At 36.8% G+C, this 24153-nt stretch carries 22 protein-coding genes, 1 tRNA gene and 1 pseudogene; 14 read left to right on the plus strand and 10 right to left on the minus strand.

Going from position 1 to position 24153, the window contains the following annotated elements:
- Positions 1-254 precede the first annotated feature (254 nt).
- From PR766_RS16815 to PR766_RS16825, 3 genes are all read right to left on the minus strand, one after another.
- Positions 255-674 (minus strand): fimbrial protein, encoded by a 420-nt coding sequence (locus tag PR766_RS16815; protein ID WP_230086771.1) that lies wholly within the window; start codon positions 672-674, stop codon positions 255-257.
- Between the two features lie 164 nt (positions 675-838).
- Positions 839-1372, minus strand: a complete 534-nt coding sequence (locus PR766_RS16820) for a fimbrial protein (RefSeq protein WP_154636076.1) — start codon at positions 1370-1372, stop codon at positions 839-841.
- 47 nt (positions 1373-1419) lie between these two features.
- Positions 1420-1758 carry a helix-turn-helix domain-containing protein gene (locus PR766_RS16825; protein WP_006663492.1) on the minus strand — a complete coding sequence of 113 codons (339 nt, stop codon included), beginning with the start codon at positions 1756-1758 and terminating at the stop codon, positions 1420-1422.
- 708 nt (positions 1759-2466) lie between these two features.
- Here PR766_RS16825 and PR766_RS16830 point away from each other — a divergent pair.
- Positions 2467-2829, plus strand: a complete 363-nt coding sequence (locus PR766_RS16830) for a YibL family ribosome-associated protein (RefSeq protein WP_006657463.1) — start codon at positions 2467-2469, stop codon at positions 2827-2829.
- Positions 2830-3022: 193 nt separating this feature from the next.
- Here the strand turns inward: PR766_RS16830 and PR766_RS16835 are convergent, their stop codons facing one another.
- Positions 3023-3166 carry a hypothetical protein gene (locus tag PR766_RS16835; protein WP_006657462.1) on the minus strand — a complete coding sequence of 48 codons (144 nt, stop codon included), beginning with the start codon at positions 3164-3166 and terminating at the stop codon, positions 3023-3025.
- A gap of 1033 nt (positions 3167-4199) precedes the next feature.
- Here PR766_RS16835 and PR766_RS16840 point away from each other — a divergent pair.
- The 8 genes from PR766_RS16840 (at position 4200) to PR766_RS16875 (ending at position 11120) form a co-directional block, all read left to right on the plus strand.
- Positions 4200-4454, plus strand: coding sequence for a helix-turn-helix domain-containing protein (locus PR766_RS16840; protein WP_006657461.1), 255 nt, complete (start codon positions 4200-4202; stop codon positions 4452-4454).
- A gap of 90 nt (positions 4455-4544) precedes the next feature.
- Positions 4545-5102 (plus strand): fimbrial protein, encoded by a 558-nt coding sequence (locus PR766_RS16845; RefSeq protein ID WP_154636077.1) that lies wholly within the window; start codon positions 4545-4547, stop codon positions 5100-5102.
- A 64-nt stretch (positions 5103-5166) separates the two neighbouring features.
- Positions 5167-5856, plus strand: coding sequence for a fimbrial biogenesis chaperone (locus PR766_RS16850; RefSeq protein ID WP_006663494.1), 690 nt, complete (start codon positions 5167-5169; stop codon positions 5854-5856).
- Positions 5857-5876: 20 nt separating this feature from the next.
- Entirely contained in the window at positions 5877-8351 is a 2475-nt protein-coding gene (locus PR766_RS16855) for a fimbria/pilus outer membrane usher protein (RefSeq protein WP_154636078.1), read from the plus strand.
- Between the two features lie 13 nt (positions 8352-8364).
- Complete coding sequence (locus PR766_RS16860; RefSeq protein WP_154636079.1) at positions 8365-8892, plus strand: fimbrial protein; 528 nt, start codon at positions 8365-8367, stop codon at positions 8890-8892.
- A 46-nt stretch (positions 8893-8938) separates the two neighbouring features.
- Positions 8939-9403, plus strand: a complete 465-nt coding sequence (locus tag PR766_RS16865; protein WP_230083696.1) for a fimbrial protein — start codon at positions 8939-8941, stop codon at positions 9401-9403.
- The gene (locus PR766_RS16870; protein WP_154636080.1) at positions 9396-10040 is read left to right on the plus strand and encodes a fimbrial biogenesis chaperone; all 645 of its coding nucleotides are present in this window, start codon (positions 9396-9398) and stop codon (positions 10038-10040) included. Before PR766_RS16865 ends, PR766_RS16870 begins: the two co-directional genes overlap by 8 nt.
- 15 nt (positions 10041-10055) lie before the next feature.
- Positions 10056-11120: a fimbrial protein gene (locus PR766_RS16875; RefSeq protein WP_154636081.1), complete on the plus strand. Its 1065-nt coding sequence runs from the start codon at positions 10056-10058 to the stop codon at positions 11118-11120.
- 191 nt (positions 11121-11311) lie between these two features.
- Here PR766_RS16875 and PR766_RS16880 read toward each other — a convergent pair.
- Positions 11312-11605, minus strand: a pseudogene (locus PR766_RS16880) (hydroxyacid dehydrogenase); the annotation flags it as partial.
- 215 nt (positions 11606-11820) lie between these two features.
- Positions 11821-11915 (minus strand) — tRNA-Sec (locus tag PR766_RS16885).
- A 289-nt stretch (positions 11916-12204) separates the two neighbouring features.
- Here PR766_RS16885 and prlC point away from each other — a divergent pair.
- Both prlC and rsmJ read left to right on the plus strand, forming a co-directional pair.
- Positions 12205-14247, plus strand: a complete 2043-nt coding sequence (gene prlC, locus PR766_RS16890; RefSeq protein ID WP_154636082.1) for an oligopeptidase A — start codon at positions 12205-12207, stop codon at positions 14245-14247.
- On the plus strand, positions 14240-15010 hold the full coding sequence (rsmJ, locus tag PR766_RS16895) for a 16S rRNA (guanine(1516)-N(2))-methyltransferase RsmJ (protein ID WP_006663502.1): 771 nt from the start codon (positions 14240-14242) through the stop codon (positions 15008-15010). Before prlC ends, rsmJ begins: the two co-directional genes overlap by 8 nt.
- Positions 15011-15104: 94 nt before the next feature.
- Here the strand turns inward: rsmJ and gdhA are convergent, their stop codons facing one another.
- Positions 15105-16439: an NADP-specific glutamate dehydrogenase gene (gene gdhA, locus PR766_RS16900; protein WP_006663503.1), complete on the minus strand. Its 1335-nt coding sequence runs from the start codon at positions 16437-16439 to the stop codon at positions 15105-15107.
- Between the two features lie 267 nt (positions 16440-16706).
- Complete coding sequence (gene uspA, locus PR766_RS16905; RefSeq protein WP_006657449.1) at positions 16707-17141, minus strand: universal stress protein UspA; 435 nt, start codon at positions 17139-17141, stop codon at positions 16707-16709.
- Positions 17142-17556: 415 nt separating this feature from the next.
- Here uspA and uspB point away from each other — a divergent pair, with 415 nt between their 5' ends.
- Positions 17557-17892: a universal stress protein UspB gene (gene uspB, locus PR766_RS16910; protein WP_006663504.1), complete on the plus strand. Its 336-nt coding sequence runs from the start codon at positions 17557-17559 to the stop codon at positions 17890-17892.
- Positions 17893-18010: 118 nt separating this feature from the next.
- Here the strand turns inward: uspB and pitA are convergent, their stop codons facing one another.
- Positions 18011-19498: an inorganic phosphate transporter PitA gene (gene pitA, locus PR766_RS16915; protein ID WP_006657447.1), complete on the minus strand. Its 1488-nt coding sequence runs from the start codon at positions 19496-19498 to the stop codon at positions 18011-18013.
- A 375-nt stretch (positions 19499-19873) separates the two neighbouring features.
- Here pitA and PR766_RS16920 point away from each other — a divergent pair, with 375 nt between their 5' ends.
- On the plus strand, positions 19874-21073 hold the full coding sequence (locus PR766_RS16920; protein WP_006657446.1) for an NAD(P)/FAD-dependent oxidoreductase: 1200 nt from the start codon (positions 19874-19876) through the stop codon (positions 21071-21073).
- Positions 21074-21554: 481 nt separating this feature from the next.
- Positions 21555-22253 (plus strand): pirin family protein, encoded by a 699-nt coding sequence (locus tag PR766_RS16925; RefSeq protein ID WP_006663505.1) that lies wholly within the window; start codon positions 21555-21557, stop codon positions 22251-22253.
- A gap of 82 nt (positions 22254-22335) precedes the next feature.
- Here PR766_RS16925 and pckA read toward each other — a convergent pair whose 3' ends face one another.
- On the minus strand, positions 22336-23955 hold the full coding sequence (pckA, locus tag PR766_RS16930; RefSeq protein WP_006663506.1) for a phosphoenolpyruvate carboxykinase (ATP): 1620 nt from the start codon (positions 23953-23955) through the stop codon (positions 22336-22338).
- Positions 23956-24153: the final 198 nt, after the last annotated feature.

Genomic DNA, 24153 nt, shown 5'->3' on the forward strand with positions numbered 1-24153 from the left:
ATAAGAACCAAGCTTATTTTTAGCACCCACTATAAGATGTTTTACCCGTATAAGATCAATAATTTTTTACTCGTTTTATACAAAAAAATCACATTATCAGTATTATTTTTTAATCACTTCGCTAATCCCCTTAAAGGGGATTAGTTTTTCATTTTTTCTTTACTTTAGATGTCATGAAAAAACCACCTATTGATATTCAATTTTCAACACACCCGTTGAAGTAAACAAACCCAAATCAATCTTCTTAGCTGTATTTAAAACAGGCGAAACGGTAAGTAATGGTTTTTATTGTACGTGAAATTACGATATTCTTCGGGTAATAACATTTTATTATCCGCTTGAATTTTCAGACCTAAATTCACATTAGATGTTCTGACTAAATCAGTATTAAATTCTGCACTTAAACTCTCAAATTTTAGTTTAAAATTTGAATTACTGGGCGATTGAGAGCCACAATCAAAAGGATAATCAATATTTTTGGTATATCTTTCATTCGTAAATTCGCTCACATTTATCTCGCCAAATGAAACCTCAATAGGATGACCGGTTCCATTTCCCCCATACACGTCGCATGTTCTTCCAATCACATTGACTTTAATCGCTAACGTATAGGTTTCTGAAATACAAAAATGACTAAAGAAAAAAACATTGAACGCTAAAAAAACAAACACCATTTTATTATTCTTTCAATATCAAACACCATAATTATTCAAACTCCAAAATAAATACCCCATCATATAGAGTTAAAAAAGCTAAAGTTTCTATTAATTGATAATAATCGTTTTAATCTATATACCACGAGCTTCATTAACTCGCGGTGAAATAATATTTTCTACTTTTAATTATATGCTAACGTAAAATTAGTCATTGCTTGGAATTTCCCTGGTTTTACAGGAATAATTTTACTCTGCGCATCAACTTGCTGAACGCCAATAAGTGATGCTTGAAATCTCAACGTATTACTTCCTTCAACATAGTTCTGTTTGGCACTAGAGTTAATTTTAATATGAGAACCTGATGCATTCATTATCTTTACTGCTGCACCGCTTGTATCGCCCGTAATTTGTATATAGCCTGTATTTTTTCCTGCGTCTGTTCCTTTGAAAGTGACTGCGACTTGGTTATCACCTTTTAGATTACAACCTTCTAATTTAATCTGGAATGGTTGCGCGGATAATTCGTCACCATTATCAAATATCATATTCGACACTTGACCCAATGGAACTTCTTGATTTTCCTCACCAGGGGCAATTGAGCATGGTGCTTCAATAATAGAACCAGAAAAAATCACAGTCCCACTACCAGCATCAACGTCCATAGCTGATGTACCCATTGCACTAAAAATGAGTGTTGATAGAATAGTTTTTTTCATATTATCCTCCTGTAATAAACATAGATAAAATAATTTATTAAAATAAATTAATAAAAATAAACAGTATCAGACGCAGATATTTTGTTTTTCAATTCAGTCGCATCATCTGAAGGCGATTTCTGTAATTCTAGGATGATGAATTTAATTATTCTCTCAAAAGGTATATCAAGAGCCACACTAATATTAAATAACATATCAAGACTAAATTTAGTTATTCCAAGCTCATAACGTGACATTTGCTGCTGTGAGATATTTATCTTTTTTGCTAACTCATGTGCAGAAATACCATTTTCTTTGCGTATTTTCCTTATAATTAAACCACAATAAAAAGATAATAAATTATCTCTCCCCTCATATTTAGAAGCACTTAATTTATTTTTATTCATAATAAAAATTCAAATCTCAAATTAATAAGAATTTAATTGAAATGTTTAATTTCTCGCTGAATGATTAAAATTATAAGAGTGCTATTTTTAAATATCAAATAATAGAAACATAACACTTCATAGAAATAATTATATTTACATTTCTTACAATTAGGTTATTTCACTTACATAACAGCCAATTATATAACTAATCCTCTGATTCATTTTTAAAAATAAATATCTGACATTAATTAACTAGTTTTTTAATCTATTTTTCAAATAAAAATAATACATTCATCTAAAATTAATCCTTTTTAACAACCACTCACATATAGTAACAAAAATCGCAATTTCAACTCAAAAAACCCACATATGGAGTAATCGGAAGTGTTAAAAACAAGCAAAATCTCAATAAAATAACTAATAATCAACAAGATATAAAAAACCCATTTTATGGGTATGATTTACGCAAAATAATCTAGATAAGCAAAAGAAGGGATTGTTTTATTGATTTAAAAACAAAGCGTGTCGGTCTAATGGGCTAAAAAAAAATGATAAATAGCATCCCACTGCGCATGCTGACAATGCCACGATTCACCTTACGACATCCAATTTTCATGTGGTCACCCCCATGTGAGTCAGAGATAGAGACACATTGTATCCCTTTCACCCTCCCAGACAGAATGGTGTATACTTGCTGACAAGAAATTTATTCACGGTTAATTAATAATGAAAGAAATCGAAAAAACACAGATCAAACTTCTGAGCGACCGCTTAGATCTTATTCGTCACCAGATGGCAAGTCTGCAACTGTCGACCCAAGCTGAAAAGTACGCTGAACTTGAAAAAGAAAAAGCGACACTGGAAGCCGAAATTGCTCACCAGAAGGAAAAACGTAGTAAGAAGCTCAGCAAAGAAGCGCAAAAGTTGATGGATATGCCATTCAAGCGTGCTATCACTAAGAAAGAACAAGCTGATCTTGGCAAACTGAAGAAATCTGTACGAGGTCTGATAATTGTCCATCCCATGACGGCATTAGGTCGCGAAATGGAATTGGATGATATGACTGGTTTTTCTAAGACTGATTTTTAGCTAAAAAATCTCCGCAACTAAAATCTGTTATGAACCACGAATACAAAGCGATTTTAACTGTACCTTTCACAGTTATCCGCCATTAGTGAATCATTTGCTGTATCTGCTTCTGACTGTGGATTCAATAGATAGATGTAAAAATTACGGGTGGCCCAGACCACCCTCGATATACTATTACGTTAATCTTATCTGTTTACCAAACCTGATTTTCTTTTTGCAGTGGCAGTACTAAATTCATGTCATTTTTAATATTGGTATCCAGAGTTCCGGCAATCTGCTTAAGAATTTCCCGATCACCATCAATCTTAGCTTTACCATTGGCGATTAAGTCATCCATATCCAGTGCAATGGTGTGGTTACCCAGTGTCCTCGCTTTAATCTAATCTGACACCATGCGATATAAAAAATCAGTATTTCTAGCAGCAGTGCTGCGATAACGTTAGGAGATGTGGTGCTCAGTTTATTCGGTACTCTCCCCCGTGTGCAGTGCGTATGCCCAAGACAAGCATATGAGGTATATGTTGCGATAAAGCACCGTTTCTTACTGGTAGCCTAACTGTTCCAACGTACCTACCAGCAGATAGTTGATATCTTTGTTACTCACGCTGTAAGCAACAATCTTGTTAAGTAAGTCTGCTTCGAAGCGATAATCGCTTTTGTTATAACTCTGAACCGCAAGCTTAACGGGGTTCAGGGCACCTTACATCCACTTTGACCATGAATATTCTCCGAGATAAATACCCTATATTACCAATTGAATACATGACTGAATCTGTAGGTATGTTTATTTTTCAATGAGTAACTGTAAATCAATGCAAATTAAAAAATTAGAATAATTATAGATATTAGGTGGTTATTTAACATAATACGATAATTTTTTATTATTATTGTAATTTTTACAATTGGAAGTGTATGAACAAGTTAACTACCGTAAGTTAAATGTATATTTTTCTTATTTTTCAATATGATAAACATGACTATAGTCACGTGGTTTATTTTATTTTTACTCGTATTACGCGATAATGTTAACGTTATCATTTGATATTACGAAGAGATTGAGAAGAAATAACACTGATATTTTTTATTGCCCAATAAAATGTAGATATTTTGTTAACACTCAAACTTTTTGTGTTATTAATTATTTCATTTTATGTCAATGTAATTTTTTATTACTGTAAAAAAGTAAGTGAATTAACGGAGATATGCTGAAAAAGAAATCAACATACTCAATATAAGTGTATTTGAGAAATAGTTGATGTTTGTTAAACCCAATAGAATAAATTAAATTAGTTTTACTTACCTAATATGAATAATCTATTTAATTATTTTTTGAATTATATTAATTAACATTAGAGATTCTGGTGATAAAAATGAACTTTACAGATGAAATGTTAAATGATGTTGCATCCTCATTTTTAAGGAGGATAAGAAAGCAGAATGGCATTACCGAAGGAGAATTGGCAGTATTACTGAAAATAAGCCAACAGCAAGTATCTAGATATGAAAATGGAAAGACGATGTTAACTATAGGACGTATTAATCAATATCTGAATGTTTTTGGTTTAAATTGGGAATGCTTTACCAATGAAATAATTAAAAGCACAGGAAAACCTCAAGATATTTAATATTATTTAATAATATTTTTTTATGAATACGGTTGCTCTGTATGAATAATTATTTTTTATTTTAAATAAATATATTAATTTGGAGTATATATGAATATTAATAAAAAAATTGCTATGTTGTCTGTTGCTATTTCCTCTATTATTTGTAGTGCTGCATTTGCAGAAAATGAGCCGCTTCCTGCGCAAGTAGTTAATGGTGGTAATATTACATTTAATGGGGAAGTAACATCGGGACCATGTGCAGTTTCCAGTGCAGATACTGATAAAATTGTTACATTAGATACTGTTAAGTCTACAGTATTTACAGCTGCTGACCAATTAGCAAACGCAAGTAAACCATTTAATATCAATTTACTTGAATGTGATACAGACGTTCGTAAATCAGTTCAAGTTACATTTAATGGGCAAACAGTAGAAGGTAAACCTGGTTTATTAGCTAATACTGCGGGTGTAGGTTCAGCTAAAAATGTTGCGCTACAATTATTCAACCCAGATGGTAGTGCATTAGACATTGGTGCATTAAGTTCTAAAGTCAATTTAGCTGAAACAACGACTATTCCATTATCTGTAGATTATAAATCAACAGCAGCCGCAGTTACAGCTGGTAAAGTTCAATCTGTTGCTAACTTCACATTGACATACAATTAATTTTATTTAAATGCAATAAACTGATGATTAATCATAATGGTTAATCATCAGTCATGGAGTTTTTATGTTAAAAAAAACATATTTATTTTTTTGTCTTTTATTTTTCACTCAATATGTTTATGCGGGAGGAGTATCCTTAAGCGCAACTCGATTAATCTACCCTTCGGATAAAAATCAAATATCACTAAAATTATATAATAGTGATAAAGATGGAAGTTATCTTATCCAATCATGGGTGTCAGATGAAAATGGAAATAAGGTGTCTGATTTTATTGTCACTCCTCCATTATTTGTTATAAAACCTAATTCAGATAGTTTATTAAACATAGTCTATAGTGGAGATAAAAATAAATTACCTAATGATAGAGAGAAAATATTTTTCCTAAATTCAAAAGTTATACCTTCGTTGACAGAAGAAGAACAGAAGTTAGATAATGCATTATTAATTTCCACAACAACAAAAATAAAATTATTTAGTAGACCTAGTTCAATTACCGAGAGCTCATTTAACTCTTATGAAAAATTAAAATGTTCTTATGAAAAGAACAAGTTAAAGATTGAAAACCCTACGGCTTTTTATATGAATTTAAGCTCATTATATATTAGTGGAAATGAAATATCTAAAGCCGAAACGATACCACCTAAGTCAGATATTTATTTAGATTTAACAAATGATAACAAAAGTAAAATTCTAAATTTCAATTTTATTAATGACTATGGCGTTCAAATAAAAAACAAAGAATGTGTTTTTTAATTAAATTTGGAAATATATCTATGTGCCAAATAAAAAAAATATTTTTTTTATTATTTTTAGCTAATGTCAATAATTCATATGCGCAAGATTATTTCAATCCATTATTTTTAGGTTCTGATGTCGATTCAATCCAAGATTTATCGTATTTATCGGCAGGTAATAATGTTACTCCGGGTAAATATTTTTTAAATGTTAATATAAATGATAATTTCATTAAAAATATTAACATTGTATTTATAGAAGAAAAAAACAAGAAAGTTACGCCATGTTTTACTACAGAAATTATTAATGCCATTCCTTTTAATAAGGATGTATTAAATAAATTAAAATCATTGCCAGATAATGAATGCATAGATATAAGTAAGTATATAAATAATTTTAGTTATGATGTTGATTTATCTAAATTAACATTAACTTTATCAATACCTCAAATTTATCTTAAATCTATTAGATCAACATTAGCTGATGAATCTGATTGGGATGATGGCATCCCAATGTTTATGATGAATTATAATTTAAATGGCTCATTTGCGAAAAATAAAAATATGGATGATTATTCATCACTTTTTTTAAATTTAAATAATAGATTAAATCTAGGGTCATGGCGGATACAATCAAATTTATATTATAACAAAAATAAAGTTGGCTCTCGTACATATGATGACTGGAAATCTAATAACTCCTCAATATCAAGAAATATAAATTCAATAAAAAGTAATCTCATTGTTGGTCAGAGTGTTTTAGGCTCAATGCTATTTGATTCAGTTTCATATACAGGCATTACGCTCGCTACAGCTAATGAGATGCTACCTGATAGTGAAAGAGGATATAGTCCAACGATTAAAGGTATTGTAGACTCAAGATCTAAGCTCACTATTAGACAGAATGGCAATATATTATATCAGGAATACATCAACCCTGGCCCTTATAATATTGATAATTTAAATTCAGTAGGAACAAGTGGTGATTATGAAGTCGAATTAACCGCAGCCGATGGAGCTATCGTAAAATATAACGTTCCTTATTCTTCGTTACCAAACTTATTACGTAAAGATAGTTTTAATTATTCTGTGAGTTTAGGACAATTAGATATTACGTCAGCCAAAAGAAATAAATTTTCTCAAGGTACACTAGGCTTAGGATTGCCTTTAGATAGTACAATCTATACCGGTTATCAAATTGCTGATGATTACTTTTCTGCTGGATTAGGTTTAGGAACGGATATGGGAAAACTTGGTGCATTATCAATTGATGCTATGCAAGCGCAAGCTAAAATATATGACAAAAGTTATACTGGTGGCTCATATCGAATTTTATACGCAAAATCATTCAGTGACTCAGGAACTAATATTCAATTAACAGGCTACCGATATTCGACATCTAATTATTATACATTTACTGAAGCAAGCTATAGGAATAACTATAAAAATAATTTCAGCGATGAACTATTTAATTATAATGAAAGAAAAAAGAATAGCTTTCAATTGAATTTATCTCAAAATCTAGGTGATTATGGTCAACTATATTTATGGGGTAATGTAAATTCATATTGGAATAGCAATTATAAGTCTAAAAACATCCAAGCTGGATGGAATAAAACACTTCCAGAATTTAACAATATAATTATATCTACTAGTTATAATAAAAATACCTATATAAACAACACTGAAGATATTTTATATTTATCAATATCAGTTCCATTATCTAATGCAATAGATAAAAATACAGTATATTTAACCAATAGCACAAACTATAACAAATCTAAATATAATAATTTGACTAGTTTATATGGTTCAGCTTTAGACAATAAATTAAATTACAATTTTTATCAAACTGTGAGTAATAATAGTGAGAATAAATCAAATTTAAATTTACGTTATAAAGCAAATATTGCCGAATTTAGTACGGGTACATCTTATTCTAGCACTACAAAAGAATTTGATTATGGAGTTACTGGTTCTATACTTGCTCATCAAGATGGAATTATATTTGCAAGAGAAGCAAATGATACCGCAATATTAGTAAAAGCAATAGGAGCAAGTGGCGCTAGGATTGATAAATCCGGAGAAAATATCACTATTGGTGATAACGGATATGCTCTTATTCCTTACGCTACCGCATACCACTATAATGATGTCGGGCTTTTCCCTGAAACATTTGGTATGGGTTACGATATAGATGGAAAAGTGATGAAAGTAGCGCCAACTAGAGGTGCTGTAAGTAAAGTTGTTTTTGATGTACGTAAAGGATATAACTTTTTAGTATCACTTAACTATCAAGGAAAAAAAATAAAGTTTGGAACTCTTGTTATAAATAATGATGATAAAATGACATCAATAGTAAATGATGATAGTACAGTTTATTTAACTGGCGTTAAATCAAACTCAAGCTATACCGTTAAAATAGATAAGAGTACCAGTTGTCAATTTACTATTAATTATAATAAGAATAATGCGATGAATAACATTAATAAAGAAAGCGTCATTTGCAAATAATGGAATACTCAGAATGAAAAAGAAATTTATTTTATTCATACTTTGCTTTTTTTGTTTTTCTGCATATTCTTCAGATGTAACATTAAATATTAACGGAGCTATATTAGGACAAAGTTGTAATATTTCCAGTAATGATTTAATTAAAAATGTTAATTTTCAAGATTTAAATCCAGGCGATTTTAATAATATAGGTGATGTGAGTCCTGAAAAATCAGTTTCAATACATTTAAAAAATTGTAGTGGTAATGTAAATAATATGATGTATCAATTTTCAGGGGAAGCAGATGCAAATGATACCACATTATTAAAGATTATAGGAAAATCAGGTAGCTCTATAGATGGGGTAGCTACAGGGCTCGCAATAGAAATACTAAATAAAAATAAAGATAGAATCAAATTAAATTCAAAAAAATTTTTGAATGAAACTATTACTACAACGAGTTATGATTTTACATTCTATTTAAGATATATATCAACAAACCAAAATGTTAGTTCAGGTGATGCATCTTCACTACTCTATCTGGATATCTATTATGAATAAAATAGTCTTGTTTTTTTTTACATTATTAATATTTCCAAGGTTAAGTATGAGTGATCGAATCACTATTAATATTAATGCGAATGTTATTGAGAAAAGTTGCACAATTTCAAAAAGTTTATCAAATTTAACAATTACATTAGGAACAAACGATTTAAGAGATAAAAAAATTGGAGTTCCATTTGGAGAAACTCCTTTTACAATAAGTCTAGAAGATTGTCCTACAAATATCTCTACTGCATATATTAAATTTACAGGAGAAAGTGATTTAGTAATGAGCAACTTGCTAAAAAATAATAATAATACAAATGAAGGAGCGAAATCAATTTCTATAGGGCTATATGATGTCAATAAAAAAAATATTGACATTAAAAACAATAAGACATCACTTAATATAAATTATAATGAAAATAATAATATATTCCATTTTTTTGCTTATTACATTAAAACTAGCCAAAATTCATCTCCAGGAAAAATAACAAGTATCGTAGACTTTGAGATATTTTATGATTAATAAAGTTATAGTACTTTTTTTTATTTTATTTTTGAATCCTGCATTTAGTGGGATCACTATTGTTGGAACTAGATTTAATATAGATCAGAATGATAATCATACTAACATTAAAATTATTAATGATAATGAAAACGAATATTTGATAAAGAGTGTTATTGATGATGATAATTTTATTATTTCTCCACCTTTGTTTTTGATCTCAAAGGATAATAGTAGAAATATAACCATTATCCCAACTAATAAATTAAACTATCACACTGATAAAATCATAAACTTAACAATTATAGCAATACCGAAATCAGAATTTGATGACAATATATCATCCATATCTTTAGCTATAAGAAGTCATTTTAAATTGATTTTTCGTCATACCGAGTTAAAAGAGAATGATTTTAAATCAATTAATATAGTAAAAGAAAATAATAAATACTTTTTATTTAATGAATCTAAACATGTATTTACCATCTCAATCTCGAAGAAAAAAACTACTGAAAATGAAAAAATATTTAGCATTTCCCCTAATGATAAATTTGAAATAAATAATATATGTGGAAATTCAAACCGTTGTGATTTTTTCATTCATTTCTATAATGAAAACAATGATGTAGTAAAGGTAACAAACTTATCATATAAATAAATTCAGGATTAAAATATGCAATTTTTTAATATAAAACATATGGTGTTTTTCATTATGCTATTACATATAAATTATTCTTTTGCCATGCCAGAGATTACTTATACTACAAATTCTTTTGGTTATGTTGATATTTCAGGACCTGCTGACAGAATAACTTATGGCTCAGTTATTGCAAACACGGGCAGCTGGAGCGCTTTAAAGATCTGTAATAATAGCGATATTAATTATACGCTAAGCAGAATAGATTATGAGCCTATTGCGCAATGGACCGGACAAACATTTCAATCTACGAGTGCACATCCAGTGATTTATTTATTTGAAACTGGAGTTACTGGATTTTCATTCGCTCCATTAGGGGGGTTTAGTTATACTACAAATGATTTTCGACCCTTGCCTGGTATAACAACTACTGTTTGGCAAGGAAGCATAAATAATAGCTTGCGTATATCGTCTCCTAAGCTTGTGACTATCGGGGCTTATATTTATAAAGGTCCTGATAGAATTGTAGGGAGTACTGTTTTACCGTCTATGAAAATGTATCGCTATGTTTGCTACGATGAAGCGGGAAAAGCACGAGAAGCAGCCAATGTACAGTATAATGCAGTGACTATTAATGGTGCCGTTACTGGTTGTGAGCCAACGAGCAAAGTAATGGCATTAGATATGGATAAGATCCCAGCGAGTTCTATTGAGAATTCTGATGCATCCTCAAATATACGAACGAAACAACAAACATTTTCATTGCAATGTGATCCGAATATTGACGTTCTTGTCTCTTTTGTTGATTTAACTGATACAACGAACAATACCAGTGTCGCACATTTAACATCTGATTCTACTGCATCGGGAGTTGGTTTTGCAGTTACTAGTGGAAGTGGCCAGCGATTTTTATTTGGGCCTGATGGTTCTGCTGCAGGCATTCCTGGGCAGAAAAAGTATTATGTACAGCGATCTGGAACTGCAAATAAAAACAACCCGATGAGCTTTACGATAGGTTTCAGCTATGTCAGAAAACCGGAAGAAACATTTAAGACTGGGTCGGCTAAAGCGATGATTGGTTTAACTTATTCTTATCAGTGATGTATGAGCCCTCATTTAGAAAACCGCTAAACGACATATCCTAACTAGTTTGAAATTGAGTATCAGAGAGCTTTAAAGAGAGAATGATCGGATATCATTAAATATCCGATTTAGATCGACAGCATAAAAACGCTCACCTGGAGAATTGTTCTCACTGGAGGGTATTTTTATTTAGCGAATAGACATTATTTCAGTTCTACTGAGAGGTTGTAATGCAAAGTATTACGATTAACTTGCCGATTACCTTCTTGCCGAACTTGTAAGAAAGACTCACAAGTTGAATTTTGAACAAACTCACCCTCTTCGTAGATAACTTTAACATGTTGAGTTATTGCTTGAGGAGTTACCTGATAAAGGTTGGCAATTTCAGCCTGAGATAATCACAGCGTATCCGATTCAAAGCGGCATTTGACGTGAGCCTGAGTATCTTCACTGCGGAATAAAACAAATTCACCCTGTGGTGCTTCAAGAAGATTTTCACTCATCACATTACCTCCATTTGGATATTCGGAAAAAGCTTCAAAACCAACAATATACTATGTTGCACACAAAGACAGGATGGCTAGCAAGAACCATTTTAGCTCTGCATGTCTTTATCGCGAAACCGCGAGCCAAAAAAGGTAGTGAATGCCTAGCAACCTTTATAGATTAAGACAAACTACAAAAAATGGTATTGATACAAAGGTAAGAGGAGAAAAAGTGGCGGAAGATCACAGGAGTCGAACCTGCCCGGGACTGCTGGCAGCCCCAACTGGATTTGAAATCCAGCCGCCTCACCGGAGACGACGATCTTCCTCTATTTGGTAGGTGTTCGATTATAAACTGAATTATTTATTTTCCAAGGTATTGTAAGAACAACCCTACAAATTATTGACGCACGCCAATAAGTCCTGTCTCCATTCTCAAAAACTGATAACAAAAAGCACAATTGTGATATTGAGGTTTATATATTTGTCCCCATATACTTATTCATGTCCACATACGGCGCGCTGATTTCAAGAGCAATCACCCCGCCAACACTTTCATTGTCAGCACAGTAAGCCTTGGCTCCCGAGCGCAAGCCTGCATTCAAGGATGTTTTTTTATGACAAATTCATTATTAGCCAATTCAGCATTACCTCGCTTTGAACACATTGAGCCTGCACATATTTTTCCAGCTGTCGAACAAACTTTAGGCGAATATCGCCAAACCGTTGAGAAATTACTCGCCGCGAACAACCATTACACTTGGGACAATCTGTGCCAACCATTAGAAGAAGCAAGCGACAAACTTTCCCGTGTTTGGTCTCCTGTTAGCCACCTACATTCTGTGAAAAATAGCCCTGAGCTACGTGAAGCCTATGAACAATGCCTGCCATTACTGTCTGAATTCAGTACATGGATGGGGCAACATGAGCCGCTATATCAAGCCTATAAATCCCTAAAAGAAGGGGATGAATTTAAACATTTAAGCCAATCTCAGCATAAATCTATCGAAAATACACTGCGTGACTTTGAACTGTCCGGCATCGGACTACCTACTGAAAAACAGCAACGTTACGGTGAGATCGTCGCACGTTTATCGGAGATCGCCTCTAAATTTAGTAACAATGTACTCGATGCCACTATGGGTTGGAGCAAGCTTATCAAAGATGAAAGCGAGCTTGCTGGCATGCCTGAGAGTGCAATCGCCGCAGCAAAAGCCATGGCGGAATCCAAAGGTGAAGAAGGCTACTTACTGACGTTGGATATGCCAAGTTACCTGCCTGTTATGACCTATGCGGATAACGCTGAACTGCGCCGTGAAATGAGCTATGCCTATAGTACCCGAGCTTCAGACCAAGGTCCGAATGCTGGTAAATGGGATAACAGCGAACTTATTGATGAATTAATGGCGCTACGACATGAACTGGCTCAACTGCTTGGTTTTAAAAACTTCGCAGAAAAATCTCTCGCAACAAAAATGGCGGAATCCCCAGAGCAAGTGTTAGGTTTTCTGAATGACTTGGCTAACCGAGCTCATCAACAAGGTAAAGAAGAGCTCGCTGAACTCACCGCATTCGCGAAAGAAAATTATGGTGTTGAAACGCTTGAGTCATGGGACTTAGCGTATTACAGCGAAAAACAAAAACAGCATAAATTCTCACTCAGTGATGAGCAACTGCGTCCTTATTTCCCTGAACAGCGTGTATTAAATGGCTTATTTGAAGTTGTTAATCGTATTTATGGTTTAACAGCAAAAGAGCGCCATGATGTTGAAACTTGGCATAATGATGTGCGTTTCTTCGAGCTGTATGATGATACCAACACACTGCGTGGTAGCTTCTATCTGGATTTATATGCTCGTGAACACAAACGCGGTGGTGCATGGATGGATGATTGCGTGGGCCGCATGGTACATAAAGATGGCTCACTACAGAATCCAGTTGCTTACTTAACATGTAACTTTAATAAGCCATTGGGGGATAAACCTGCGTTATTCACTCATGATGAAGTTATCACCTTATTCCATGAATTTGGTCATGGTCTGCACCACATGTTAACCCAAATTGATGTTGCTGATGTGGCAGGCATCAATGGGGTTCCATGGGATGCGGTTGAACTACCAAGCCAATTTATGGAGAACTGGTGCTGGGAACCGGAAGCGCTCGAGTTTATCTCTGGTCACTATGAAACCAATGAACCTCTGCCGGCTGAAATGCTAAAAAGCATGTTAGCCGCGAAAAACTACCAGTCTGCAATGTTTGTTCTGCGCCAACTGGAGTTTGGTTTGTTCGATTTCACCTTACATGCTGAATATGACCCAGCGAAAGGTGCGCAAGTGATGCCAACACTGTATGCCATCAAAGAAAAAGTTGCAGTGGTGCCATCTCCAAAATGGGGGCGCTTCCCTCATGCATTTAGTCATATCTTTGCGGGTGGTTACGCTGCGGGTTATTACAGCTATTTATGGGCGGATGTCTTGGCTGCTGATGCCTTTTCTCGCTTCTCAGAAGAAGGTATTTTCAATCGCCAAACGGGTCAATCCTTCCTCGACAATATTTTAAGTCGCGGTGGTTCTGAAGAACCGATGGTATTGTTCGAGCGTTTCCGTGGTCGTAAACCTGAATTAGATGCGATGTTGAAGAGCTACGGTATTCATGGCTAATCACATTGCTATCCAATTAATCTGTGAAGAGGGTGCCGATGCAGGCACCCTTGCTCAACTTGCTGAAAAATGGCAACTCACTCATACGCCTGATGCTTTAATGGCATTAGTGCTAACCCCTGAAAACCTACAACTACGAAAAATGGATGAACCCAAATTAGGCGGCATTTTTGTGGATTTTGTTTCAGGTGCTATGGCACATCGCCGAAAATTTGGGGGAGGACGAGGCGAAGCTGTTGCAAAAGCCGTGGGAATTAAAAAAGAATATCTGCCTGATGTTATTGATGCGACGGCGGGTTTAGGTCGAGATGCCTTTGTACTCGCAGCATTAGGTTGTAAGGTGCGAATGTTAGAGCGTCACCCTGTGGTGGCAGCACTCCTCGATGATGGTTTACAGCGCGGTTATCACGATCCTGAAATTGGTGAATGGTTGCAATCACGTATGTCACTGATCCACGCATCAAGCATTACAGCATTAGCTGAAATCACTGAGGCGCCTGACGTTATTTACCTCGACCCGATGTACCCACATCGACAAAAAAGTGCATTGGTGAAGAAAGAGATGCGGGTGTTTCAGTCATTGGTCGGGTCTGATGATGATGCTGATTCTTTATTGGCTCCAGCAATTGCGCTGGCTAAACGCCGTGTTGTGGTTAAGCGACCTGATTACGCTGAACCGCTTGCGGGGCAAAAAGCACCTTCAGCAGTCACAACCAAAAGCCATCGATTTGATATCTATCCCTGTATTAAACACAGCGATTAAAACGTAACGGCGAAGGGCGTTTGCACGGCTTATTACAAGTACATTAGCAACAAACTTGCGCGACCGCCCTTTCGCTTACGTTTTGGGTTAAACCTTACACAACACCTTGTGCAAACATAGCATCAGCGACTTTAACAAAGCCTGCAATGTTCGCGCCTTGGACGTAGTTGGTTTGTTTGGCTTCGCCACCGAATTCAACACAGTGGTGGTGAATGTCCAACATGATGTGGTGTAAACGCGTATCCACTTTTTCTGCTTTCCAGCTTAAACGTGCTGCGTTCTGCGCCATTTCCAGACCAGAAGTTGCAACACCGCCAGCGTTTGCTGCTTTACCTGGAGCAAACAGAACGCCAGCTTCCAGGAATAACTCAGTTGCAGGAATAGTAGTTGGCATGTTTGCGCCTTCCGCGACAGCTTTAACACCGTTTTGGATCAGCACTTTAGCCGCTTCCACATCCAGTTCGTTCTGTGTTGCACATGGCAATGCGATATCCACAGGAACACCCCAAGGTTGTTTGCCCGCTAAGTAAGTCAAACCAAACTCTTTCGCGTATTCTTCAACACGGCCGTAGTTGTTTTTGATAGCTTCTAAGCGTGCTAATTTTTCAGGTGTGAAGCCTGCTTCATCGACCACTGTACCGCTGGAGTCAGATGCAGTGATGACTTTCGCGCCTAATTCCATACATTTTTCAATGGTGTATTGAGCAACGTTACCTGAGCCAGATACTGCAACACGCATCCCTTCAAAACCTAAACCGTGACGTTTAAGCATGGCGTCAGTGAAGTAAACGAGACCGTAACCGGTTGCTTCTGGACGAATTAAGCTGCCACCAAATGACAGACCTTTACCGGTGAAAACGCAAGAGGTGTCATTAGACAGTTTTTTCATCATCCCAGTCATAAAGCCAACTTCACGACCGCCCACCCCGATATCCCCAGCCGGAACGTCAGTGTCCGCGCCTAAGTGACGATAAAGTTCAGTCATTAACGCTTGGCAGAAACGCATCACTTCACCATGGCTTTTTCCTTTAGGATCAAAGTCTGAACCCCCTTTTGCACCACCCATAGGGAGGGTTGTTAGTGCATTTTTTAGGGTTTGTTCGAAACCTAAGAATTTCAGGATGGATAAGTTCACAGATGGGTGGAAACGCATGCCGCCTTTGAATGGACCAATCGCAGAGCTGAATTGTACACGCCATGCGCGGTTTACTTGCACCTTGCCTTGATCGTCCATCCAACATACACGGAACTGGATCACTCTTTCTGGCTCAACGAAGCGTTCGAGTAGTGCTTGATCGCGATATTTTGAATTTTGTTCAATGAAAGGCCAGAGAGAAGTGAATACTTCACGTACCGCTTGTAGGAATTCAGGTTGTGAAGGATCTCTTTTTTGGACAGACTCCAAGAATGAAGATAGTGTTTGCGCCATCTTTTTCTTCCTTTTTAATGTGGATATTGTTGTGAGATGCCTCACTATTTCTTATCTTTTTTTTTAGAAAATGTGAGGTCGATTTGTGTTTGCCTATTGAATATATCATTAGTTTATATTCTTAATTCAAGGTTTTTTTTTACTCATTTGAAAAAAAAATTACTTGACCTGCCAATCACTCCCTTCAGACGATTATTTTGTCACAAAAAAAACGCCTGCATAGACAGGCGTTTTTAGTGAATAGTTTTTCAATTTGACTGTAATGAATTATTCTTCTTCATCATTCAGTGGAACAATCAGCATATCCACATGAACGGTATTAATCAGCTGACGAGCAGAAGACATCAACTTACTCCAGAAATCTTGGTGATGCCCGCAAACAACGAGGTCCATGTCGTATTTCTTGATAGCATCAACTAACACTTGACCTAAATCACCACTACCACTCAGTGTTTCTTGAATATCATAGCCGGCGCCCGCTGAAAGGTCTTTTAATGAATTACGAGTTTCATCAGTGATGCGTTGCTGCATATCACCTAAATTCACATCGATAAGACCGGTGTACAGATCCGAGTAATTAACATCAACATGGATCATGGATACTTTGGCTCCGTACGGTTTCGCCATAGAGACAGCCTTATCCAGTAAAACTTTACTTTCAGGTGATAAATCAACCGCGACAAGAATATGTTTATAAGCCATAAGTAAACTCCTTCCAAATGCTGATTTAACTGGTGGTTAACGACGTTCACCAATATCTTATGAATATACTATACCTGCTAATAGCGATAATGAAGTGTCGTTTTGATCACATCTAGCAGATTAATTTTTAAGGATTAAAAGACAGAACATTTGATAAAACAATAACATCATTCATTCAATATTAATATATATCGACTCAAAATTCGAATTCCAATGATGCCTGTAAGTGTAATCAACAATCGATAAATTAACAGCTTGCAGCGAACAGTTTTTTGAGCTCAAAATTAGAACTAACTGCACTTTTTTTAAGCAACAATTTGTCCTACAATGAAAATAAATGATGTGTGTGCAGTATTTTGGCGGTATTTCCTTTAATAACAACGGGGCAATTTAGGTTCGTTCTAAGGAGGGGATTATGTTCAGTATAATCGCATTGTTTTGGGCATTATGCATTTTGTGCATCTTGAATATGATGCGCTATTTTTCTTCCATTCGCGTTTTATTATCTATTCTGCGGGACTCCGATCCCCTACTTTATCAATCCGTTGATGGTAATGGCTTTTTTACCACCCATGGGCAACTCAATAAGCAACTGCGCCTTGTTCGCTATATCAATTCTAAGCAATACCTTGAGCACTACGATCCTGATGTAATATTCCGTTGTGAACGTATTCGTAAGCAGTTTATGTTAATCAGCAGATTGAGCATTTTAGTCGTCGTGAGCTTGGCCTATATGCTAATCGCTAACTAGTTTGGCGTGGCTTATTCCCTTTATTCAAACCAAAAAAATAGTGATGACCGAAGCCGGTCATCACTATTTTAGAATGCTGATTGCACCATAGAACGTTAAATAAACGCACTATCGCTGATTAAATAATCTTCAGAGCAATCCAGTACAAGACACCCGATAAAACGATAGAAACCGGAAGGGTCAGTAACCATGCCAATGCAATGCTCTTAATGGTTTTACTCTGAACACCGCCACCGTCAACAACCATTGTCCCTGCAACCGCAGAAGAAAGGACTTGCGTTGTCGAAACAGGCATTCCCGTATAACTTGCCACGCCGATAGATACAGCCGCAGTTACCTGAGCCGATACACCTTGCGCATAAGTCATCCCTTTCTTACCGATTTTCTCACCGATAGTCACTGCCACACGCTGCCAACCGAACATGGTACCGAGAGCCAGAGCTAACGCAACAGCGACGATAATCCATAATGGAGCATATTCAACGGTATACAGCAGATCATTACTCAGTTTTTTCAGTAAGCTTGCATCTTTCGCACTCGTTTCAGGTAATTTCGCCACCGCATTCGCAGTATCCGAAATACACATTAACAAGCGACGAGTTTGGTTGCGTTGCTCTGGTGTTAACTCATCATAGCTCTGAATGCCACTCAGCATCTTCTGAGCTTGGCTTAAGATGATCGGGGTACGTGAACTATCACAATGGAACTCGCCTTCTTCAGGCTTGCTCTCAGCGACCATTGGCGTATTTTCAATCGCATGGTTTAACGCTGGTTTATGTGTTTCATAGTATTGTTGCAGGTGAACCACCGCATCATGGGTTCTCGCGATATCATAACCGTTAGAATTCATGTTAACGACGAAGCCTGCTGGCGCAACACCGATAAGTACCAGCATAATCAGACCAATACCTTTTTGCCCATCGTTCGCACCGTGAGAAAAACTCACACCAACAGCGGATAGGATCAAAGCGGTACGCGTCCAAAATGGTGGTTTGCGTTTACCATCTTTCTTCTCGCGTTCAGCTGGCGTTAAGTGAATACGGCGACGTTTTTTGGTTCCACTCCAATAACGGCGTAGCACAAAAATCATCAGCCCAGCAATCACAAAACCGATAGCAGGAGAAAGAATTAAGGACATGAAAATGCTGATCATTTTAGGAATATTCAGCGCATCAACCACCGAAGATTCAGTCACAATTGCGTTGGTCAAACCAACACCAATAATTGCACCGATCAGCGTGTGAGAACTTGATGCAGGAATCCCTAAATACCAGGTTCCAAGGTTCCAGATGATAGCTGCCAAGAGCAATGAAAAGACCATTGCAAGACCGTGAGCAGAACTCACGTTAAGGAGAAGGTCTGTTGGTAAAAGATGAACAATGGCGTATGCCACGCTCAACCCTCCCAGCAAGACACCGAAAAAGTTAAATACCCCGGCCATGACAACCGCAAACTGAGCACGCATTGCTCGGGTGTAGATCACCGTCGCGACCGCGTTAGCAGTATCATGAAAGCCATTAATCGCCTCATAGAACAGCACAAATAACAGTGCTAGAACTAACAAAAGACCTGTGTAAAATTCTAAACCTGTAAAAAGATGTAGCATAGACGTTAAGCCATTATATGTTGGACATGAACGCGGCGCATTATCAGTGACAAACGCTAGCGGTGGAAGCGAAATCTGACCTTTTTTTGATTTAAATACTAATCAAAAAAGCATCAAATACAAACTATCCCTTTAATATCATTTGGTTACCATAATTAAAGTTATTCTGAATTTTTGAAACTTTTTTATGATAATTTGTGAATATAAGGGGGAAATAGTCTTTTTTCGCGATTTTTCCTAATTATAATACGTCTACCGTACTTTTCATTAATTCTTCGTTGATCCGTTGCATTACAACCGGTGCTAAATCGCGTAAAATAGCGGTATTAATTATCGTAATTACGATTAAAATCAAATATATAGAGAATTCCAATTGTGAGAAATATCGATGTTATTATTTTAGGTGCAGGTGCTGCTGGGCTATTTTGTGCTTCACTCGCGGGTAAGCGCGGTTTAAACACCCTTGTGCTGGATAATGGCAAAAAATTAGGGCGTAAAATTTTGATGTCCGGTGGTGGTCGATGCAATTTCACCAATATGTACGCCGATCACAATAACTACCTTTCAACCAATCCTCACTTTTGTAAGTCAGCACTTGCTCGCTATACACAATGGGACTTTATTGAACTAGTCGGTAAATACCAAATTCCTTATCACGAAAAAACGCTAGGGCAGCTATTTTGCGATAATAGCGCACAAGATATTGTCGATATGCTGCAAAATGAGTGTGATTTGCCCAACATTACGATAAAACTACGTAGTGAAGTCACTCAAGTAGACAAAACAGATGAAGGTTATGTTGTTACTGTAAACGGAACTCAAGTAAGTGCTCGCTCACTTGTAGTCGCAACGGGTGGACTCTCAATGCCAGGTTTAGGTGCAACACCGTTTGGCTATCGCCTTGCTGAGCAATTTGGGCATACAATCATCCCTACCCGTGCAGCTTTAGTACCATTTACCTTACACAAACCGCTGTTAGAAGCCCTACAAGCGCTTTCCGGTGTATCTGTCGCGGCAACCGTCACTTCCGCCAGCGGTGTCCTATTCAAAGAAAACATCCTGTTCACCCACCGAGGATTATCAGGACCTGCAATTTTACAAATTTCAAATTACTGGCAACCCGGTGAGTATGTGAGTATTAACTTACTTCCAGAAATTTCTCTGGAGGACTATCTCACTACAGAAAAACAGCGACATCCTAATCAATCACTGAAAAATACATTGGCTACACAGTTGCCTAAGCGCTTAATCGAAGTCTTACAACAATTAGGGCAAATCCCCGACTGTCCGCTAAAACAACTTAACCACGCACAAATCGATTCTCTCAATGACACATTGCATAACTGGCAAGTGCAGCCGAATGGCACCGAAGGCTACCGTACTGCAGAAGTCACCCTTGGTGGCGTCGATACTCATGAAATTTCATCAAAAACGATGGAGTCCCTCAAATCATCTGGACTCTATTTCATTGGGGAAGTCCTTGATGTCACGGGTTGGCTAGGTGGCTATAATTTTCAATGGGCGTGGAGCTCAGCTTCTGCTTGTGCAGAAAGCTTACCCCATCACATGAAGTAGCCCATTTTATTTAATCCATTGAAAAATAATGGATATTATTTATTTTCAACCAAATCAGTTAGTTGAGCAGCGAGTTTAAATAAATCTAAAATTGGTTAAAAATAACCCTTTACAAACGATAGTGATAACTATTATCATTATCACATCTTCCGCAGGTGACTAACTTAGTCAGTCTCTTGTAGGAGGTACGACATTGCTCACATTGCTTCCAGTGTTTACTTTAGCCAGCTTAATGCTGGCTATTTTTTTATCTATAACTTTCTACAAATCACCTCTATTTGAACCTTTCTATAACTTGCTGACCCCCTCATTTCCATACGGCAAATAATCATTATGATACGCCTCAATCTTATTCAAATTTTTTGGATCCTATGGTTAATGACCCCTACTTTTCTCTTTCTACAATTTGGCTAAACTGTCATCAACAAGTTAAGCAAGAGCCCAATGAAAATGGGATATCCGCTTTTAAGGAGATGACTCAATGATCTATTTACGCCAAGCAAATGAACGTGGACACGCAAACCACGGTTGGTTGGACAGTTGGCACACGTTCTCATTTGCTAACTATTACGATGAAAAATTTATGGGTTTCTCAGCGTTAAGAGTCATCAATGAAGACTACATCGCTGCGGGACAAGGGTTTGGTACTCATCCCCACAAAGATATGGAAATTCTGACCTATGTTCTTGATGGTGCCGTTGAGCACAAAGATAGCATGGGGAATATGGAGCAGATCCCTGCGGGTGAATTCCAAATCATGAGTGCGGGAACAGGAGTTCGCCACTCAGAATACAATCCTGATAACGAAAAAGAACTGCGTTTATACCAAATTTGGATTATTCCAGATAAAAACGGCATTGAACCACGCTATGAGCAAAAACGTTTTGACTCAAAAAGTGGTAAACAATTGGTGTTATCACCAGATGCACGCGATGGCTCATTGAAAGTAAACCAAGATATGACGCTATGGCGTTGGGCGCTCCCTGCTAATGAGCAAAGCACCTATGACATTGCAGAAAAACGCGTTATTTGGATCCAAGTCGTCAAAGGTAATATCGAAGTGAATGGTCAAAAAGCAACCACCAGTGATGGTTTAGCGATTTGGCAAGAAAAGCAGCTGACAATTAAAGCTGATGAAGAGAGTGAAATTTTAGTCTTTGACTTACCCGCTGTGGAATAAATCCTCCGGTAAGTAAACGCTAACACCAATGGGAAAGGCTCTACATGACTGTAGAGCCTTTTTTTATACCCTATGCCCGCTATTACAGTTTAGGACCGGCTTTAACCAGTGCTGCACCTGCTGGGGTATCAGTGTACTTATCGAAGTTCTTCACGAAACGATCGGCTAAATCTTTAGATTTCTCATCCCACTGAGATTTGTCCGCGTAAGTATTACGTGGGTCAAGGATATTAGTATCCACACCCGGTAATGCGGTTGGGACTTCTAAATCAAAGACTGGCAGCTTGATAGTATCCGCTTTTTCGATATCACCACTTAAGATTGCATCGATGATTGCACGCGTATCTTTAATAGAAATACGTTTGCCTGTACCGTTCCAACCTGTGTTAACTAAGTAAGCTTTCGCTCCTGCTGCTTCCATACGTTTCACTAACACTTCAGCATATTGAGTTGGGTGCAACGATAAGAACGCCGCACCGAAACATGCAGAGAATGTTGGCGTTGGTTCAGTTACACCACGTTCTGTACCTGCTAATTTCGCAGTAAAACCAGAGAGGAAGTGATACTGAGTTTGTTCCGGCGTTAAACGAGAAACAGGTGGTAACACACCGAATGCATCCGCCGTCAGGAAGATAACTTTTGTCGCGTGACCCGCTTTAGACACAGGCTTAACGATATTCTCGATATGATAAATTGGATAAGAAACACGGGTATTCTCAGTTTTAGAACCATCATTGAAATCAACAGAACCGTCTGCCAATACCATGACGTTTTCCAGCAATGCATCACGTTTGATAGCGCCGTAAATGTCTGGCTCAGCTTCTTTAGACAGGTTGATGGTCTTCGCGTAGCAACCGCCTTCAAAGTTAAATACGCCGTCGTCATCCCAACCGTGCTCATCATCACCAATTAGCTTACGTTTTGGATCGGTAGACAGTGTCGTTTTACCTGTACCAGATAATCCGAAGAAAATGGCAACGTCGCCTTTTTCACCCACGTTTGCAGAGCAGTGCATAGACGCGATGCCTTTTAATGGCAGCAAGTAGTTCATCATAGAGAACATACCTTTCTTCATTTCGCCGCCGTACCAAGAACCGCCGATTAACTGCATACGCTCAGTTAAGTTGAAAGCAACAAAGTTCTCTGAGTTCAGACCTTGTTCTTTCCAATTTGGGTTTGTGCATTTAGCACCGTTCATCACAATAAAGTCAGGTTCGAAGCCAACTAATTCTTCATCAGATGGACGAATAAACATGTTTTTAACGAAATGAGCTTGCCACGCAACTTCAGTGATAAAGCGAACTTTTAAACGAGTGTCTGCGTTTGCACCACAAAATGCATCCACAACAAACAAACGTTTGCCTGATAACTGCTCAGTCACTAAGTGTTTTAAGCTGCTCCACACTTCTTGACTCATTGGCTTGTTATCGTTTTTACCTTTACCTTGGTCAGCCCACCAAACGGTATCGCGAGTGATATCATCGCGAACGATATATTTATCTTTTGGGGAACGTCCTGTAAAAATACCGGTATCAACAGCAACAGCACCTAATGTAGTGACGGTACCACGTTCATAACCTTCTAGACCTGGTTTGGTTTCTTCCTGAAATAACAGCTCATAACTTGGGTTATAAACGACTTCAGCGACGTCATGAATGCCGTACTTTTCGAGATCCTTCAGGGTAATGCTTTTAGCGCTCATTATATTGCTCCTGGTAAACATAGCTATTCTGCCGACGATCATAAATCTTTACGACTAATTAACAGCGATAGCTATCAAAGAATTGAAAAAGCATAATTTTTTTTAATTCATAATGAGACTTAGAGCACGTTATAATCCTTTAAAATTATAAAAAAAGGGTGCAAAATTGCACCCTCGTCACATAATTAGGTTGCTAAA

This window comes from Providencia sp. PROV208, from assembly GCF_028479465.1.
GTDB lineage: Bacteria > Pseudomonadota > Gammaproteobacteria > Enterobacterales > Enterobacteriaceae > Providencia > Providencia alcalifaciens.

Excerpts from the sequence above, each read along its gene's own strand:
- PR766_RS16815 (WP_230086771.1), bottom strand. The coding sequence starts at position 674 with ATGGTGTTTGTTTTTTTAGCGTTCAATGTTTTTTTCTTTAGTCATTTT.
- PR766_RS16820 (WP_154636076.1), bottom strand. The coding sequence starts at position 1,372 with ATGAAAAAAACTATTCTATCAACACTCATTTTTAGTGCAATGGGTACA.
- PR766_RS16825 (WP_006663492.1), bottom strand. The coding sequence starts at position 1,758 with ATGAATAAAAATAAATTAAGTGCTTCTAAATATGAGGGGAGAGATAAT.
- PR766_RS16830 (WP_006657463.1), top strand. The coding sequence starts at position 2,467 with ATGAAAGAAATCGAAAAAACACAGATCAAACTTCTGAGCGACCGCTTA.
- PR766_RS16835 (WP_006657462.1), bottom strand. The coding sequence starts at position 3,166 with ATGGATGACTTAATCGCCAATGGTAAAGCTAAGATTGATGGTGATCGG.
- PR766_RS16840 (WP_006657461.1), top strand. The coding sequence starts at position 4,200 with ATGAACTTTACAGATGAAATGTTAAATGATGTTGCATCCTCATTTTTA.
- PR766_RS16845 (WP_154636077.1), top strand. The coding sequence starts at position 4,545 with ATGAATATTAATAAAAAAATTGCTATGTTGTCTGTTGCTATTTCCTCT.
- PR766_RS16850 (WP_006663494.1), top strand. The coding sequence starts at position 5,167 with ATGTTAAAAAAAACATATTTATTTTTTTGTCTTTTATTTTTCACTCAA.
- PR766_RS16855 (WP_154636078.1), top strand. The coding sequence starts at position 5,877 with ATGTGCCAAATAAAAAAAATATTTTTTTTATTATTTTTAGCTAATGTC.
- PR766_RS16860 (WP_154636079.1), top strand. The coding sequence starts at position 8,365 with ATGAAAAAGAAATTTATTTTATTCATACTTTGCTTTTTTTGTTTTTCT.
- PR766_RS16865 (WP_230083696.1), top strand. The coding sequence starts at position 8,939 with ATGAGTGATCGAATCACTATTAATATTAATGCGAATGTTATTGAGAAA.
- PR766_RS16870 (WP_154636080.1), top strand. The coding sequence starts at position 9,396 with ATGATTAATAAAGTTATAGTACTTTTTTTTATTTTATTTTTGAATCCT.
- PR766_RS16875 (WP_154636081.1), top strand. The coding sequence starts at position 10,056 with ATGCAATTTTTTAATATAAAACATATGGTGTTTTTCATTATGCTATTA.
- prlC (WP_154636082.1), top strand. The coding sequence starts at position 12,205 with ATGACAAATTCATTATTAGCCAATTCAGCATTACCTCGCTTTGAACAC.
- rsmJ (WP_006663502.1), top strand. The coding sequence starts at position 14,240 with ATGGCTAATCACATTGCTATCCAATTAATCTGTGAAGAGGGTGCCGAT.
- gdhA (WP_006663503.1), bottom strand. The coding sequence starts at position 16,439 with ATGGCGCAAACACTATCTTCATTCTTGGAGTCTGTCCAAAAAAGAGAT.
- uspA (WP_006657449.1), bottom strand. The coding sequence starts at position 17,141 with ATGGCTTATAAACATATTCTTGTCGCGGTTGATTTATCACCTGAAAGT.
- uspB (WP_006663504.1), top strand. The coding sequence starts at position 17,557 with ATGTTCAGTATAATCGCATTGTTTTGGGCATTATGCATTTTGTGCATC.
- pitA (WP_006657447.1), bottom strand. The coding sequence starts at position 19,498 with ATGCTACATCTTTTTACAGGTTTAGAATTTTACACAGGTCTTTTGTTA.
- PR766_RS16925 (WP_006663505.1), top strand. The coding sequence starts at position 21,555 with ATGATCTATTTACGCCAAGCAAATGAACGTGGACACGCAAACCACGGT.
- pckA (WP_006663506.1), bottom strand. The coding sequence starts at position 23,955 with ATGAGCGCTAAAAGCATTACCCTGAAGGATCTCGAAAAGTACGGCATT.